This is a genomic window from Sulfitobacter sp. 1A15258 (genome assembly GCF_043557045.1).
Lineage (GTDB): Bacteria > Pseudomonadota > Alphaproteobacteria > Rhodobacterales > Rhodobacteraceae > Sulfitobacter > Sulfitobacter faviae.
The window spans coordinates 586883-602078 of record NZ_JBIFFK010000001.1; the positions used below are offsets into that span (position 1 = coordinate 586883).

The window sequence follows — 15196 nt, forward strand, 5'->3', positions numbered from 1 at the left end:
TCACACCACCACATCGGGGGTAAAGATCAGCTCCCCCGCCGATTGCAGGCTAAGCTCAAAGGTGGCCTCCCCATTCAGCGACCCCGCGTATTCCAGAGCGGAGACCTGAAACGGCCCCTGCACCACGCCGAAATCCGGAATGATCACCTGAAAATCCGGCGTGAGCCCGTTGAAAAACAACTGCCGCGCCCGTTCATCCGTGCCCGCATCGCGAAACACCCCCGACCCGCTGATCGCGGCCGAGCGGACACCGGCACCCGCCAGCAATTCCCGCCAACCGCCGCTTGAATCGAGCGAGGTCACATCCACCGTTTCGGCGTTGAAACTCACCCGTTTGGCCCTGAGCCCGGCGATCGTCTCGAATTGTCCGTCGCTGGTCATATCCACTTTGACCAAAAGGTCCTTGCCCGCTTGAACTGCCATCACTGTCTCCTCGCACCAATCTGAAATCTAAAGTCTTATGCGTCCGCGACCCGGGCGCGGAATTGCAGGTCGATCCGCCGGGCAGAGGCCCCGTCGATCCGCCGCGCCGTAGCTTTGAGAAAGGCCATATCCACCACGCGCCCCCGGCTGAGCGCGGGTCTTGCCCCATGCAGCAGGTCTGAGATCACTGCCGCGCAGCCCTTCGCCGTGCTGAACCCCGGCGCGCTGGTGACCACCGACAGGGTCAGGCGATGCTCCGCCCCCGCGCCCTGCGGGTCCGACAGGTCCTTCGCCACCTCTTGGCCCAAGAGCACATAGGTCTCTGGCAGGCTCCCCCCCGGCACCGCGTCAAAGACCGCGTCACCGATCAGCGCGGTGAGGCCCGGATCGCTCTGCAATAGGTCATAAACCGCCGCCTGCAATGCCCCTGAAAGCGCATAGGTCATACCGCCACCTCCTCATCGGCAAAGCAGATCAGATAGCGCCCGCCCGCATCGCTCTCGGCCACGGCCCGGACCACGAAGACCCGCGTGCCCTCGCGAAACCGCTGCTCGGGGGTTGGTCGCTGCGGGGCACCTTCCGGCGCCGCCCGCACTGTGATCTTGACCCCCATCCGGCTGACGGCCACCCCGCCCTGCGCAGTCTCCCGCCCCGTCCGCGCGCGCACATCGGCCCAGAGAGTGCCCAAGGGCTGCCAGACCTCGCGATGCCCTCCCGCGCCATCGCTCACGCGCTGCGGCGCTTCCAATACAAGGGGCCGGTTCAACTGCGGGCGGCTCATGCCGTTCCCCCAAAGCCGAGGCGCACCCGGCGGTAGCGTTCGATCAGGCTGCTGACACCAAAGGGCATGCACCCTTCACCAAGCGCCGTGTCGTCGCGGTATTCATAGTAATGCGCGGCCAGCAGCATCACCGCTTGGGCCAAATCATCCGGCAACCCGCCCCAATCGGCGGCCATGCCCGCGTCGAAACTGATCAGCGCGGCCCCCGCGCTTGGGATGCGCGGCAGGGCGGTGGTGCTGGCCCGCAAACGCGGCGCTTGCGCATCGCGCTCCAGCCAATAGCGCTCGGGGTCCACCGCCGTCTCCACCCCAACCCGCGCCACCAGCGCCAGCCGCACGATCTCTTGCACCGGGGCCACGGGCAAGACCTGCGCCGCGGCATCGCGCCAAAAGGTCAGCGACAGGGCAAAACGCCGAATGATCAACACCTTGCCCGTCCGCGCCTCCACCGCCGCCATCGCCGCGCGCAGGAAGCTGCGCAACACCGGGTCTTGAAGGCCGTCCTGCGCAAAGCCGGTGCCAAGGCGCAGATGCATTCTGAAGGCCTCAACCGGCAAGACCGCATCCGGCACATTTGTCTCTTCGATCAACATCATCGAACGTCTCCAAAAATCGCTCCCGCGCCCCTTGGGGCCATGCGGTTATTCCCGGACGCGCACCGGTTGCATTGCTCGGTCGGAGGGGAGCAGCTAGACAACGCAACCTCGCAGGCGCACGTCCGGGCCGGGGCCAAGTTGCCCCGGCCCCGGCTTCGGCACCGGCTTACGCCAGGCCGAATTTCATCAGCTTGATCGCCGCGAAATCGCTCACGTCGCCGCCGACACGTTTGGTGGCATAGAACAGCACATGCGGCTTGGCGCTGAACGGGTCGCGCAAGATCCGCAGATCGGGGCGCTCAGCCACGGTGTAGCCTGCGGAAAAGTCGCCAAAGGCGATCGCCATCGCATCGGTCGCCGGATCGGGCATGTCCTCGGCCACCAGCACCGGATAGCCCATGAGCCGCGCAGGCTCGCCTGCCGCCAACCCGTCGGACCACAGGAACCGCCCATCGGTGTCTTTCAACTTGCGCACCTTGGCCGTGGTCTTGGAGTTCATCACGAAAACCGCGTTCTTGCGGTAAGCCGCGCCAAGGGCATAGACCAACTCAATGATCGCATCGGCCTCGGGGTTGGCGTTGGTGCCGCTGGGGACATAGCCCAGATTGCCCCAGGTCCAGACGCCGTTGTCCACCGCTGGGTGGCTCAGAAAACCGGTGGGCTTGTCGATGCCGTCACCGCTGACAAAGGCCGCCGCCTCGGCCCGAGCAAATTTGTCGGCGATACGCCCCGCCAGCCAACCTTCGATATCAAAGGCGCTGTCATCCAGCAGACGTTGGCTCGCCTTGGGCAGCGCGCTCAGCTCATGCAGCGGCACGGTGATCCGGTCGATCTGGGGCGTGTCCGTCTCGGCCTGCGCGCCGCTTTCGGTCGCCCAACCAGCGCCCACATCGGCGTGATCGACCAGTACGTCATAAGAGGTGGCCTCCACCTGCACCACCGAGGCAATCGCGCGGATCGACGCCCCCGCATTCAGCACAGATTGCACCCGGTCGGCGGTTTGCGGATCCACCAGATAGCCGCCGTCCGAATTGACCGCCGTCGACATCGATTTGCCGTCCAGTTCCAGCCCCCGCAGCCCGTCGTCATCGCCGTTGCGCAGATAGGCGTCAAAGGCTTTCTTATGCGGCGCATCGTGATCGATCGCGCCCCCCAAAGGGCTGCGGGCAGGCAGGGTCATCTTGCGGTCCATCATGGCAATTCGCTCTTCTGATTGTTGAAGTTTCGTATTGATCTCGGCCCGAAAGCCGTTGAAGTCACTGACAAAACCGCTCACGGCCTGCCGCACTTCCTCCGCCGGAGACAGGTCTTTGCCCGCCTTTGTGCTCGTCTCACTCTTGGTCATCGCTTTTCCTTCGATCTGCTCAGTCAAACTCAGGCTCAGCCCCGCACCATCTCGGCCCGCGCGGCATCAAAGGCCGCCGCCATCTCGCGCAGGACATGGCCTACGGCCCTGAACTCTCCCTTGGCCCCGACCCGCGCCGATGGCAGCATCGGAAAGGTCACCAAAGACACCTCCCAAAGCTCCAGTTCCGACAGCAGCCGCTGCCCCTTGGTGGTCTTGCCCGCCTTCACGGTGCGGTAGCCGATGCTGAGCCCGTCGATGGCCCCTGCCTCGATCAGCGCCGCCGCCTCCCGGCCCTTGGCCACAGTGCTAAGGATGCGCCCCTTGACCCAAAGACCCCGGCCATCCTCGCACACCTCGTCCCAGACGCCGATGGGCTGGGCGGGATCGTGCTGCCACAGCATCTTGACGCTGCGCCCCGCCTTCGCGACCGCCGCAAGGCTTGCCGCATAGGCTCCCGCCTCGACCACATCGCCGCCCTGATCGACCGCGCCAAAGAGGCTGGCATAGCCGCTGATCTCCAGCCCATCCTCCACCGATGTCACGCTGCCGAAGCGTGCAAATTTATGCTCCAACCCGCAGCCCGAAGGCACAGCTTCCCCGTTCTCCGACCAGCCGCCGGAGGCATCCAATTGATAAGTCATCGTATTTTCCCTCGTTCAGCCCGCTATGGCGCCACCGCCAGAAAGGATTGCACCGCCTGCGCCAAGATCACCGCCACCACGCCGTAGACCGTCAGCCACAGCCGCCGTTCCAACCGCTCCATCATCTGCTCAATCCGGTCGAGCCGCTTTTGCATGTTCTCGCGGTGCACCGCGCTGAGCGTCTCATGCGCCTGAAGCCGCAAGCCCGGCGCGCATTCGAAGCGCTCGATCTCACGCAGCTCAGGCATCATCGGTCACCGCCGGAAGCCCCAACAGGCTGCGCTTCTCCGCATCGCTCAGGAACGCCGCCGCAGACACCCGCGCCCATTGCGCATCACGCTCCGCCGCCAATGCAGGCACTTGGTCAAGGTCCGGCTTCACCATCACCGCCGCCCCCAGATACCCGCTCAGCCACTCCGCCAGCGCCGCCGTCACCCGCGTCGCCAGCGGCAGCACCGTCAGACGATAGAACGCCCGATGCGCCTCTTGATAATTTGCGTAAGTGGCATCGCCCTGCACCCCGATCAGCATCGGCGGCACCCCAAAGGCGAGCGCGATCTCCCGCGCCGCACTCTCCTTGGTCTTTTGAAACTCCATATCCGAGGGCGAAAAACCCATCGGCTTCCAGTCGAGCCCGCCCTCCAGCAGCATCGGCCGCCCGGCATTGCGCGCGCCTTGATGATGGCTCTCCATCTCACTCACCAGCCGGTCAAACTGATCCTCGCTCAGCTTGCCCTGCCCCTCGCCCCCCCGATACACGATCGCGCCGGAGGGCCGCGCGGCATTGTCCAACAATGCCTTCGACCAACGGCTCGCCGCATTATGCACATCCATTGCCATGGCCGCCGCCTGCATGGGGCTGAACCCGTAGTGATCGTCCTGCGGATGAAAGTTGCGGATATGACAAACCGGCGTCGCCGCACCGCTCGCATCGAAACGGTGCTTGCGCCCGCCCACCGCATATTCATAGGCGACAGGCCAGCCATCCGCCCCCGGCACCACGCTCATCCGGTCCGAGCGCAGCACATGTAGTTCTACCGGCAAACCGCTCTCACCGCCCACGGCTTCGACATAGCCATCGCCGCTCAAAAGCATCTGCCCATACAGCGCCTCAAACATCTCCGCCCGGCCTTGGCCCGCATTCGGGCGGCGCATCAGCTCAATCAGCGGGTGTTCCTCGTAGCGCCGCGCGCTGTCCTGCACGACCAGCGGCAGCGCTGCGGCAGCCTCAGCGATCAGCTTGACCGAGCGGAACCCAACCGGATTGCCGCAGAACCCGGCACGCGTCAGGCTCACGCTATCGCGCGGGCTCCAGGCGACACGGCCCGAGGTCTGATAGGCGACGACTGGCCCCGTGGCGGATGCTTTGCGCTCCGCTGTCTCACCTGCCGCGCCACGCCGTAGAAAATCGAATACCATGTCGTCGCTCCTCATTCTGCCCGGCCCCGGCGGCGAAGACCTGCCCCGCATTGCCCGGCGTTGTCAGACTGTCCCCGAAATCCCTTAACGCTGAAGAAACCCACCGTGCGCTGTCCCACGCAACAGCCCGCTCACAGGCTCCGCACCCCCGGGCTGCGCCACTGCGCGGCAGGCTCGATCATCAGCTCATGCAGCGCCCAGACCAGCGCATCGACCCGGTCCGGGCTGCCCTTGCCCTCATAGCCGCGCGCCGTCATCAGACACATCTGATCCTCCAGCGCATCCAGCCCCGGCAAATGGCACACCCGCCCCTGCTCATAAAGCGCGGCCACTGGCTCCGCCCGCGCCACCTTGCCCCGCGCCGCATGAACGGTCTTGAGCGAGACCAGCGGATCGACCTGCCGCAACACCTCAGCCACCAACTGCCCGCCCTGATTGACCTCAGCCACCAACCGATCCGCCCCATAGCGCGTCATCGCCGCAATCGCCGCCTGCGCCCAGCCCATGGGCGTGGCCCCCTGCACCGTGCAATCAGCCAGCACCACCGCCCGCCACTCCTGCGGCGGCCCCTTTGTCTGCGCCCCCACCACAACAATCCCGCACTCGTCCGAGCCCGCCCCACTCGTCGTCGCCGGGTCCAAACCCACCACGATCCGGTCCAGCTCCGGCGCTTCTCGCACCCGCCCCGCCTCCAACAAGGCCGAGGTCCACAACGCCCCCTCGGCATCGGCCAACAAAACACCATCCAACTCCTGCCGCCCTAGCCGCGTGCCACGGTAGCGCGCTCGCACCTCTTCCAGGAACGACCCCGCCAGATTGGCCGCATTCGCCTCCGTCGGCGCATGGGTCGTCACCGTCGAAGGCGCGGCCAAAAGCGCCTTCAACACATCCACATTGCGCGGCGTCGTCGTCACGCAGACCTGCGGGCGCTCCCCCAAACGCAGCGCAAACTGCAACTGGTCCCAAGCCTCCTGCCCGCGCTTCCATTTAGCCAATTCATCCACCCAAGCCGCATCAAACTGCGGCCCGCGCAGCCCTTCGGGGTCATACGCCGTATGCACCGTGGCAATCGCCCCATTCGGCCAGACCAACCGCTTGCGCGTCGCCTCCCAATCGGGCCGCCGATCCGGCGGGCTGCAGGCCAGAATGCCGCTGTCGCCAAAAATCATTACCTCGCGCACCTGCTCGATGGTCTCCCCCACCAGCGCCACGCGGCTGCACGCACCGGGGTCGAGCGGCACGCTCCCTTCAACCTTGCTGCGCACCCATTCCGCACCGGCGCGCGTCTTGCCCGCGCCGCGCCCGCCCATGATCACCCATGTCTGCCAATCGCCCTCAGGCGGCAGTTGGTGGTCAAGCGCCCAGAACTCAAACAAAAAAGGGAGAGCCAGAAGCTCTCCCTCACCGAGTTCATTCAGAAACTGCGTTTGGGTCTGAGCATCGGCGCAGGCGATCCAGCTTGCACCCGATGTCAGCCCGCGCTTTGTCCATGTCGAGGGCATAGCCCCCGCGCGCGATTCCAGCTTGTCGGTTTCGACAGTCATTCAGCGTGTTCTCCGCTTTCAGGCAATGCGCCAGCAGTCCCGCCACTTTGGACGTTTTGCCAGACACCGCAGTTTCCTTGAGTTCCCCCCCGGACCGGGCCTGTTCCGTCAGACCTTCGATTTCCCGACGCAGCGCGCCGATAGCTTCTTGAAGACCGCGCAGGATTTCCGCGCTGTCTTCCGTCTCTTGCTCCGGGGTAATGATCGTCATCGCTTTACCTCTTGTTGGTTATCCCCAACCGAGCAGACACAAAAAAACGACCACCGGGTTACCCCGGGGCCGTTCGCCCATGTCCTCTAGCGTGCCACAAGTCCTACGCCAGACCGTGCGCAAAGTCAAGAAAAACTGTATTAACAAGACCTTACAGCACCGCGCGGCAAAGCACCCGCGCAAATAAAAACCCCGCTGTCTCCAGCGGGGTTTTTAGTGGTCTCAGTTTCCGCCGGTTGAGGCATTCCCCGCCGCTTCCGCACCGCGCTCCGCCTCGATCTGACGCCAGCGCGCAACGTTGCGGTTATGCTCGTCCAAGGTTTCCGCAAAAGCGTGCCCCCCGGTGCCGTCCGCCACGAAAAAGACGTAGTCCGTCTCCGCCGGTTGCGCCGCGGCCATCAGGCTCGCCCGGCCCGGATTGGCGATGGGCGTGGGCGGCAGACCGTCGATCACATAGGTGTTCCATGGCGTCTCTGCCCGCAGTTCCGAGCGCCGCAGCCCCCGGCCCAGCACGCCCTTGCCCTCGGTCACCCCGTAGATCACCGTGGGGTCGGTCTGAAGCCGCATCCCTTGGTTCAAACGGTTCACGAAAACGCTCGCCACCTGCTCACGTTCGGCGGCGACACCGGTTTCCTTTTCGATGATCGACGCAAGGATCAGCAGCTCCTCGGGCGTCTCAATCGGCAGATCGGGGTCGCGCGCTTCAAAGGCTTCGGCCAAGAGCACCTCCTGCGCCGCGGCCATCCGTGCAATCACCTCGGCGCGGTCGTCGCCCGGACGCACCTCATAGCTATCGGGCGCGAGGCTCCCCTCTGCTGGAAGCTCCGCAACCTCGCCGGTCAATTGCTCGACCTGCTTGAGAGCTTCGACAACCTGCCAGCTGGTCACGCCTTCGGCCAATGCCACACGAAACCGCGTGTCATTCGCACTCGAGATTTCGGTATAGGCTTCGGGAGCCTCTTCCTCACTCGGAGTGAATTCCGCGCGTTCGACAAAACGGCTGGTGACCGGGTCCAACTCACGGACCTGCACGCTCACCCGGTTCACCCCGATGCGATAGACAACCTCCGTGCCGCAGGTACTGGCCCCCCCTTGGGTCACGATATCCACGATCCCCTGCATCGACGTGCCGGGCTGAACAAGAAAACTGCCCGCCTTCAGGCTGCTCGACTTCTCCTCGTAATCCGCGCCCATGCGAAAGATCGCGGGCGAGGAAACCGCGCCCTGTTCCTCAAGGTTCTGGCTGACCTGCCGCATGTTCGAGCCGCGCTCGACCTGCACACAGATCGCCTGTTCCAACGGACCCTCAGAGACATAGGTCGACTTGCCCCAGAGGATGATCCCCCCAAGCAGGAACAGGCCGACCAACAGAAACGTCACGGCGTTAGAGGCGATATGACGCCACATTTAGCTGACTTTCCCGAACAGGACCGATGCGTTGGTGCCGCCGAAACCAAAGGAGTTGCTGAGCGCCACGTCGATCTTGCGCTCGACCTTCTTGTTCGGCGCCAGATCAATCGGGGTTTCCACCGCCGGATTGTCGAGGTTGATCGTCGGCGGCGCTACCTGATCGCGGATCGCAAGCATGCAAAAGATCGCCTCGATCGCGCCCGCGGCACCCAAAAGATGCCCGGTGGCGGATTTGGTCGAGGACATGGTCACATTGCCCGCCGCATCACCCATCAGACGCTCGACCGCGCCCAGCTCAATGGTGTCGGCCATGGTCGAGGTGCCATGCGCGTTGATGTAATCCACATCCGCAGGCTCCAGCCCCGCGTTCTTCAGCGCCGCACGCATGGAGCGTTCGCCGCCCTCGCCATCCTCGGAAGGGGCGGTGATGTGATGCGCGTCGCCCGACAGGCCATAACCCAGCACCTCGGCATAGATCTTGGCACCGCGCGCCTTGGCGTGCTCATACTCTTCCAGCACCACGATGCCCGCGCCCTCGCCCATGACGAAGCCGTCGCGGTCCACGTCATAGGGGCGGCTGGCCTTTTGCGGATCGTCGCCGCGTTTGGTCGAGAGCGCCTTGCAGGCGTTAAAGCCCGCCATGCCGATCTCACAGATCGCCGCCTCGGCACCGCCTGCGATCATCACATCCGCATCACCGTATTTGATCAGCCGCGCCGCATCGCCGATGGCATGGGCGCCGGTCGAACAGGCGGTCACGACCGAGTGGTTCGGCCCCTTGAAACCATAGCGGATCGACACCTGACCCGAGATTAGGTTGATCAGCGCGCCCGGCACGAAGAAGGGGCTCACGCGGCGCGGGCCCTTCTCGTGCATCATGACGGCGGTATTGGCGATGGAGTTCAGCCCCCCGATGCCCGAGCCGATCAGAACGCCGGTGCGTTCCTGATCTTCCTGCTCGGTCGGCTTCCAACCCGAATCCTCAACCGCCTGCTGGGCGGCAGCCATGCCGAAGAGGATGAAGGTATCGACCTTGCGCTGCTCTTTCGGCTCCATGTATTTATTGGCGTCGAAGGTGCCATCGCTGCCATCGCCCAAAGGCACTTCGCAAGCGTATTGAGTCACCAATTTGCTGGCATCAAAGCCGGTGATCGGCCCGGCCCCGGACTTCCCATCAAGGATCCGTTTCCAGCTTTCTTCCACGCCGTCCGCGAGCGGGGTAACCAAACCCAAACCCGTTACTACAACTCTGCGCATCTCAGTGCCCCTTGCCGATAATGTCTCGGCGAACCTCTTACCCTGCAAAAGCCTGTAGGCACAAGCATATCGGCGGGGGTCCGCAGGCAGAGCGCAAAAACGCCGATGGGTCGAATCTCAGGCGCCTTCGCGGCTTGTGGGCTTAGCCCGGCGGGCCGCGCCGGGTCATCAGATGCACCGCACCGCCCGCCGTCTTGACCTCGCGCAGCCCCTGATAACCAAGCCCCCTCGCGATCCGCAAAGCGGCCTCATTCCCCGCCGAGATCATACAGACCGTGCGGCCCGTGATCACCCGATCAAACCACTCATGCGCCGCCCGGGCGGCCTCGGCCCCAAGCCGCTGGTCTTGGGCCTGAGGGGCCAAGACCAGCCGCGCCTCGGGGTAAGTGTCGAAATCCTCACCGAAATTGCGGGAACCAAAGACGAAACCGGTCTGGCCCAACATCTCGCGCTGGCGGTGGAGCTGCACCGCCCACTGCCCAAAGCCGGTGATCTGCCAATGGCCCGCGTTGCGCAGAAAAGCGTCCCATGACTGCCCCTTGGGCCGGGGCTGATCGAGGATCCGGTCCGCCACATCGGGCATCGCCCAAATCTCGGCATAGCGCTGAAAATCCTCGGCGCGCATGGCGCGCAGGGTCAGTCTGGCGGTGTTGATGGTCGGGATCGTGCGGGACATGGGGTGAATTGCCTTCACGCTTGAAACTTCTTGGCGCAGACATGCGACCTCAGCTCCAAAGGGACAAGCCCACCCCGTTCAGGCAAATAAAAACGGCGTCATTCCGCTAGGAACAACGCCGTTTTCAAAACTCAAATCCGCCGGTTGCCCGGCAAAGCCTTAGGAGGCTTCTTTGATGAACTTGACCGCATCGCCAACGGTCTGGATGTTCTCAGCCGCGTCATCAGGGATCTCGATGCCGAACTCTTCTTCGAACGCCATCACCAGTTCCACGGTGTCGAGGCTGTCTGCGCCGAGATCGTCGATGAACGACGCATTCTCAGTCACTTTGTCCTCTTCCACGCTCAGGTGTTCTACAACGATCTTTTTCACGCGGTCTGCGACGTCGCTCATAATAAGTCCTCATGTCTTCGGGCCATTCAAGGCCCCTTTTGGTTTCCGCCCGCCGGTAATCGGCGTTTGGAGGATGCCCCAAAAGGGGCGGCTATTTCCTTGTTCGCACAAGGCGCAGGGGGTGATCAAGCACCCTCCGTTTCGATTCTGCGCCCCCTTTAGCACATGCGCCGGACTTGGCAAACGCTATTGAGGCGCAGGGTCACAACATGGCCATACCGCCGTTCACATGCAAGGTGGTCCCTGTCACATAAGCAGCCTCGGCACTGGAAAGATAGACCACGGCGGCGGCGATCTCATCCGGATCGCCCATGCGGCCTGCGGGAATTTGCCCCATGATTCCAGACTTTTGCTCATCCGTCAGCTTGTCGGTCATGGCCGTGGTGATGAACCCCGGTGCCACAGCATTCACCGTGATCCCGCGGCTCGCCACCTCATACGCCAGCGACTTGGACATGCCCACGACACCGGCCTTCGAGGCTGCATAATTCGCCTGACCGGGGTTGCCCGTGGCGCCCACGACGCTGGAGATATTGATGATCCGGCCCCAACGCGCCTTCATCATGCCGCGCATCACCCCTTTGCAGAGCTTGAAGGTCGCGGTGAGGTTCACGTTGAGCACCGAATTCCACTCGTCATCCGACATGCGCATGAAAAGATTGTCGCGGGTGATGCCCGCATTGTTCACCAGAATATCGACCGAGCCCATGGCCTCCGCCGCCTGTTTCGGCAGCGCGTCGACAGCTTCCATATCGCTGAGGTTGCACGGCAGCACATGGGCGCGTTCGCCCAACTCGGCCTTCAGCGCCTCAAGCGGTTCGGTCCGCGTGCCGGACAGGCCAACGGTAGCCCCTTGGGCGTGCAGCTTGCGCGCGATATCCGCGCCGATGCCGCCCGAAGCGCCGGTGATCAGGGCATTCTTTCCTGTAAGATCGAACATGTCTCTTCCTTTATTCTCTCACGAGGCGCTGTGCCCCGGCGCGGCGAGATGCCACTTTTCTATGTCTTAGGATTCGGCCGCGGCCTTCACCTCATCCGGCGCGCCGATGCTGCGGGTGGCGACACTTTTGTCGATGCGTCGGATCATGCCCGAAAGCGCCTTGCCCGCGCCGATCTCCCATGCCTCGGTCACGCCCTGTGCGGCCATCCACTCAACAGAGGAACGCCAGCGCACTCGGCCCGTGACCTGTTCGACCAGCAACTCGCGAATGCGGGCGGCGTCCGAAACCGCCTCGGCGGTGACATTGGCGACCAGCGGCACGGCGGGATCGTTGAAGGTCACCTCGCCCAGTGCTTTCGCCATCTCTTCCGCAGCCGGCCCCATCAGCGGGCAATGGAAAGGGGCGGAGACGGGCAGCAGCAACGCGCGCTTGGCCCCGGCCTCTTTCGCCATGGCCACAGCGCGCTCCACCGCGGCCTTCTCGCCCGAGAGCACGTTCTGGCTCGGGTCGTTTTCATTGGCGACCTGGCAGACCGCGCCCTCGGCAACGGCTTCGGCCAGTTTCTCGGTCTCTTCGATCCCGAGGCCGAGAATCGCCGCCATGGCGCCCTCGCCCACTGGCACGGCGGCCTGCATGGCCTTGCCGCGAATGCGCAGCAGCCGCGCGGTGTCAGCCAGCGACAGCGCGCCCGCAGCACACAGCGCAGAATATTCGCCAAGGCTGTGCCCCGCCACGAAGGCCGCTTTCTCGACACTTACACCTTCGGCCTTCAGCGCGGCCATAGCAGCCAAAGAGGTCGCCATCAGCGCGGGCTGCGCGTTCTCGGTCAGGGTCAGCGTCTCGATGTCGCCTTCCCAGATCAGGTCAGACAGTTTCTCGCCCAAGGCCGCGTCGACCTCGTCAAATACGGCGCGGGCTTCGGGATAGGCTTCGGCCAGATCGCGGCCCATGCCGATGGTCTGGGCGCCCTGCCCGGGAAAAACGAATGCGATGCTCATGGTTGCAGCCTCTTATTAGCGGTTTTACCCGATGTATCGCGTCACATGCCGCAAGGGCAAGCCCGTCCCGGCCCGCGCGCCCGCGCCGGGGCTTGCCGTGGCCGGGAAACCGTGTATACGGGGCGCTTCCTTGCACAGCATATGAACCGCGCAGACTCTCGTGGTGGGGAGCAAGGATGAACGCCCCGCCTATGAAATGCGCCTTGATACAAATAGGAGTGCACATGCCGCTTTATGAGCATGTTATGATTGCGCGTCAGGACCTGTCCAACACGCAAGCAGAAGGCCTCATCGAACACTTCGGCACCGTTCTCGCGGACAACGACGGCAAGCTCGTCGACAGCGAGTACTGGGGCGTCAAGACGATGGCCTACAAGATCAACAAGAACCGCAAGGGCCACTATGCCTTCCTGCGTTCGGACGCACCCGCGACCGCCGTGCAGGAAATGGAACGCCTGATGCGCCTGCATGATGACGTGATGCGCGTCCTGACCATCAAGGTCGACGAGCACAAAGAACTGCCCTCCGTGCAGATGCAGAAACGCGACGAACGCGACAACCGTCGCGAGCGCCGTTGATCGCCAGCTTGAAGAAGAGGACATAAACCATGGCTGCAAAACCATTTTTCCGCCGTCGCAAAGTCTGCCCCTTCTCGGGCGACAACGCACCTGCGATCGACTACAAGGACACACGTCTGCTGCAACGCTACATCTCTGAGCGTGGCAAGATCGTTCCTTCCCGCATCACCGCCGTATCGGCCAAGAAACAACGCGAGCTGGCCCGTGCCATCAAACGCGCCCGTTTCCTCGCCCTGCTGCCCTACGCCGTCAAGTAAGGAGAGAGCACATGCAAGTTATCCTTCTGGAACGTGTGGCCAAACTGGGCCAGATGGGCGAAGTCGTGGACGTAAAGCCCGGCTATGCCCGCAACTACCTGCTGCCGCAAGGCAAGGCGCTGTCGGCCTCCAAGGCCAACGTCGAAGCCTTTGAAGGCCAGAAAGCCCAGCTCGAGGCACAGAACCTCGAGACCAAGAAAGAAGCCGAGAAACTCGCCGAGAAGCTGAACGGTCAGCAGTTCGTCGTGATTCGCTCCGCTTCCGACGCCGGCGCGCTCTACGGCTCCGTCACCACCCGTGACGCCGCCGAAGCCGCGACTGCCGAAGGTTTCTCGATCGACCGCAAGCAGGTCGTTCTGGGCAACCCGATCAAGGAACTGGGCGTGCATGATGTGCGCATCATCCTGCACCCCGAAGTCGACGCCACAATCGAGCTGAACGTTGCACGTTCGCCCGAAGAGGCCGAGCTTCAGGCATCGGGCAAATCGATTCAGGAACTGGCCGCCGAAGAGGAAGCCGCCGCTGAATTCGAGATCTCCGAACTCTTCGACGACATCGGCTCTGCCGCTGACGAAGACGGCGACTCGGACGTGGTGCGCACCCCCGAGGGCGACGCACAGGACGACAGCAACAGCTGATCCGGCCTGTCCGATCTGACATGAAACGCCGCGCGGTCCTCCGCGCGGCGTTTTCTTTTGCGCAAGCCCTCCAACCGCCCCGCGCGCGCCTCTGACGCAAACCCCTGCAAAAACAGCGCGATTTATGCTATGATACCTCCATTAAGCATGGAGGATGACACATGCGTTACATCACCATCACCACTTGGGAACTCGCCGACGGGGCGGATTACGACGTGGCCCTGCGCGCCATCGAAGAAAGGCGCCTACCCGCCCTCAAGGGCTTTGGCGCCAGCCGCATCACCGTGGTCCGCACCTCTGAGCGCACGAGTGCCGCAATCACCGAATGGCCCGACAGGGCCACGCGCGACGCCGCCGAACTCAAGATCGACGAGGTCCGACGTTCGGTAAAACGCGAAGATCAGAGCCGCATGACCGGCGAAATGAAAGGCGAAATCGTCGCCGACGTTTAAGCATGGCGAAAAGCCGCGCCTGAGGGTCCAAGGCTTGGGCAAGGGGCCGCGTATCCTGCGCCTCCGCTCTTGCCCGATGGCCCCCTTGGGGCGATCCTCGGGGCGAAATAACAACCCCCGGTGCATCATGCCTCAGACCACACGCCGCATGTTCCTTTCCCTCATCGCCGCCAGCACGCTCACCGCCTGCAACGCCGCGCCCGAAGTCTCCTCCACGCCGCCGCAGCGCCCCGCCCTGCCCCTGCATCCGAATGAGACGCCCGAGTTGCGGCGCAAGATCAACCACTGGGCCGACTTCTACGACCTGCCGCGCCCATTGGTGCACCGTCTCGCCATCCGCGAAAGCACCCACAATCCCCGCGCCCGCAACGGCCCCTATTACGGTCTGCTACAAATCCTGCCCGCCACCGCACGGTCGATGGGGTTCCGGGGCAAACCTTCCGATCTCTTGGACGCCGATACCAATCTGAAATACGCGCTAAAGTACCTGCGCGGGGCCTGGCTCCTGTCGGACGGCGACCATGGCACCGCCATCAAATGGTACGCCCGCGGCTACTATTACGAGGCCAAGCGTCGCGGCATGCTTGTGGAAACTGGCCTACGGGACGGGTGATTAATTTTCGGGCTTGCGCG

Annotated in this window: 21 protein-coding genes; 5 read left to right on the forward strand and 16 right to left on the reverse strand. The window is 63.8% G+C overall.

Translation table 11 applies throughout. The features are described from left to right. The 16 genes from ACGYK9_RS02935 to fabD form a co-directional block, all read right to left on the reverse strand. The gene (locus tag ACGYK9_RS02935; protein ID WP_067263135.1) at positions 1 to 423 is read right to left on the reverse strand and encodes a phage major tail protein, TP901-1 family; all 423 of its coding nucleotides are present in this window, start codon (positions 421 to 423) and stop codon (positions 1 to 3) included. Positions 424 to 458: 35 nt separating this feature from the next. Continuing rightward, positions 459 to 869 (reverse strand): DUF3168 domain-containing protein, encoded by a 411-nt coding sequence (locus ACGYK9_RS02940; protein WP_394408370.1) that lies wholly within the window; start codon positions 867 to 869, stop codon positions 459 to 461. Further along, positions 866 to 1204 (reverse strand): head-tail adaptor protein, encoded by a 339-nt coding sequence (locus ACGYK9_RS02945; protein ID WP_394408373.1) that lies wholly within the window; start codon positions 1202 to 1204, stop codon positions 866 to 868. Before ACGYK9_RS02945 ends, ACGYK9_RS02940 begins: the two co-directional genes overlap by 4 nt. Next, positions 1201 to 1800: a head-tail connector protein gene (locus ACGYK9_RS02950; RefSeq protein ID WP_394408376.1), complete on the reverse strand. Its 600-nt coding sequence runs from the start codon at positions 1798 to 1800 to the stop codon at positions 1201 to 1203. Before ACGYK9_RS02950 ends, ACGYK9_RS02945 begins: the two co-directional genes overlap by 4 nt. Positions 1801 to 1966: 166 nt before the next feature. Beyond that, entirely contained in the window at positions 1967 to 3145 is a 1179-nt protein-coding gene (locus tag ACGYK9_RS02955) for a phage major capsid protein (protein WP_394408379.1), read from the reverse strand. A 35-nt stretch (positions 3146 to 3180) separates the two neighbouring features. Next, positions 3181 to 3789 (reverse strand): HK97 family phage prohead protease, encoded by a 609-nt coding sequence (locus ACGYK9_RS02960; RefSeq protein WP_394408382.1) that lies wholly within the window; start codon positions 3787 to 3789, stop codon positions 3181 to 3183. A gap of 23 nt (positions 3790 to 3812) precedes the next feature. Next, a complete protein-coding gene (locus ACGYK9_RS02965; RefSeq protein WP_394374191.1) occupies positions 3813 to 4040 on the reverse strand; it encodes a hypothetical protein in 228 nt (75 codons plus the stop codon). After that, positions 4030 to 5208, reverse strand: coding sequence for a phage portal protein (locus tag ACGYK9_RS02970; RefSeq protein ID WP_394408385.1), 1179 nt, complete (start codon positions 5206 to 5208; stop codon positions 4030 to 4032). Before ACGYK9_RS02970 ends, ACGYK9_RS02965 begins: the two co-directional genes overlap by 11 nt. A gap of 131 nt (positions 5209 to 5339) precedes the next feature. Then, entirely contained in the window at positions 5340 to 6710 is a 1371-nt protein-coding gene (locus ACGYK9_RS02975) for a DNA-packaging protein (protein WP_394408967.1), read from the reverse strand. Beyond that, a complete protein-coding gene (locus ACGYK9_RS02980) occupies positions 6619 to 6963 on the reverse strand; it encodes a hypothetical protein (RefSeq protein WP_394408388.1) in 345 nt (114 codons plus the stop codon). Before ACGYK9_RS02980 ends, ACGYK9_RS02975 begins: the two co-directional genes overlap by 92 nt. A gap of 222 nt (positions 6964 to 7185) precedes the next feature. Next, complete coding sequence (gene mltG / locus ACGYK9_RS02985; protein ID WP_394408391.1) at positions 7186 to 8370, reverse strand: endolytic transglycosylase MltG; 1185 nt, start codon at positions 8368 to 8370, stop codon at positions 7186 to 7188. After that, positions 8371 to 9630 carry a beta-ketoacyl-ACP synthase II gene (gene fabF / locus ACGYK9_RS02990; RefSeq protein WP_271689878.1) on the reverse strand — a complete coding sequence of 420 codons (1260 nt, stop codon included), beginning with the start codon at positions 9628 to 9630 and terminating at the stop codon, positions 8371 to 8373. Positions 9631 to 9772: 142 nt separating this feature from the next. Further along, on the reverse strand, positions 9773 to 10306 hold the full coding sequence (locus ACGYK9_RS02995) for a GNAT family N-acetyltransferase (RefSeq protein WP_394408394.1): 534 nt from the start codon (positions 10304 to 10306) through the stop codon (positions 9773 to 9775). A 159-nt stretch (positions 10307 to 10465) separates the two neighbouring features. Then, positions 10466 to 10699, reverse strand: coding sequence for an acyl carrier protein (locus ACGYK9_RS03000; protein WP_067261852.1), 234 nt, complete (start codon positions 10697 to 10699; stop codon positions 10466 to 10468). A 202-nt stretch (positions 10700 to 10901) separates the two neighbouring features. Further along, complete coding sequence (fabG, locus tag ACGYK9_RS03005; protein ID WP_007119971.1) at positions 10902 to 11639, reverse strand: 3-oxoacyl-[acyl-carrier-protein] reductase; 738 nt, start codon at positions 11637 to 11639, stop codon at positions 10902 to 10904. A gap of 66 nt (positions 11640 to 11705) precedes the next feature. Next, positions 11706 to 12638: an ACP S-malonyltransferase gene (fabD, locus tag ACGYK9_RS03010; RefSeq protein ID WP_394408397.1), complete on the reverse strand. Its 933-nt coding sequence runs from the start codon at positions 12636 to 12638 to the stop codon at positions 11706 to 11708. 224 nt (positions 12639 to 12862) lie between these two features. On the opposite strand from fabD, the gene rpsF reads away from it, so the two are divergent. From rpsF to ACGYK9_RS03035, 5 genes are all read left to right on the forward strand, one after another. Next, complete coding sequence (rpsF, locus tag ACGYK9_RS03015) at positions 12863 to 13216, forward strand: 30S ribosomal protein S6 (RefSeq protein WP_067261847.1); 354 nt, start codon at positions 12863 to 12865, stop codon at positions 13214 to 13216. A gap of 29 nt (positions 13217 to 13245) precedes the next feature. Then, entirely contained in the window at positions 13246 to 13473 is a 228-nt protein-coding gene (gene rpsR / locus ACGYK9_RS03020; protein ID WP_005852865.1) for a 30S ribosomal protein S18, read from the forward strand. Between the two features lie 11 nt (positions 13474 to 13484). Next, positions 13485 to 14111 carry a 50S ribosomal protein L9 gene (gene rplI, locus ACGYK9_RS03025; protein WP_067261846.1) on the forward strand — a complete coding sequence of 209 codons (627 nt, stop codon included), beginning with the start codon at positions 13485 to 13487 and terminating at the stop codon, positions 14109 to 14111. Positions 14112 to 14272: 161 nt separating this feature from the next. Beyond that, positions 14273 to 14563 carry a hypothetical protein gene (locus ACGYK9_RS03030; RefSeq protein WP_394408400.1) on the forward strand — a complete coding sequence of 97 codons (291 nt, stop codon included), beginning with the start codon at positions 14273 to 14275 and terminating at the stop codon, positions 14561 to 14563. Positions 14564 to 14690: 127 nt separating this feature from the next. Beyond that, positions 14691 to 15176, forward strand: coding sequence for a lytic transglycosylase domain-containing protein (locus tag ACGYK9_RS03035; RefSeq protein ID WP_271689866.1), 486 nt, complete (start codon positions 14691 to 14693; stop codon positions 15174 to 15176). The last annotated feature ends 20 nt before the right edge of the window (positions 15177 to 15196 follow it).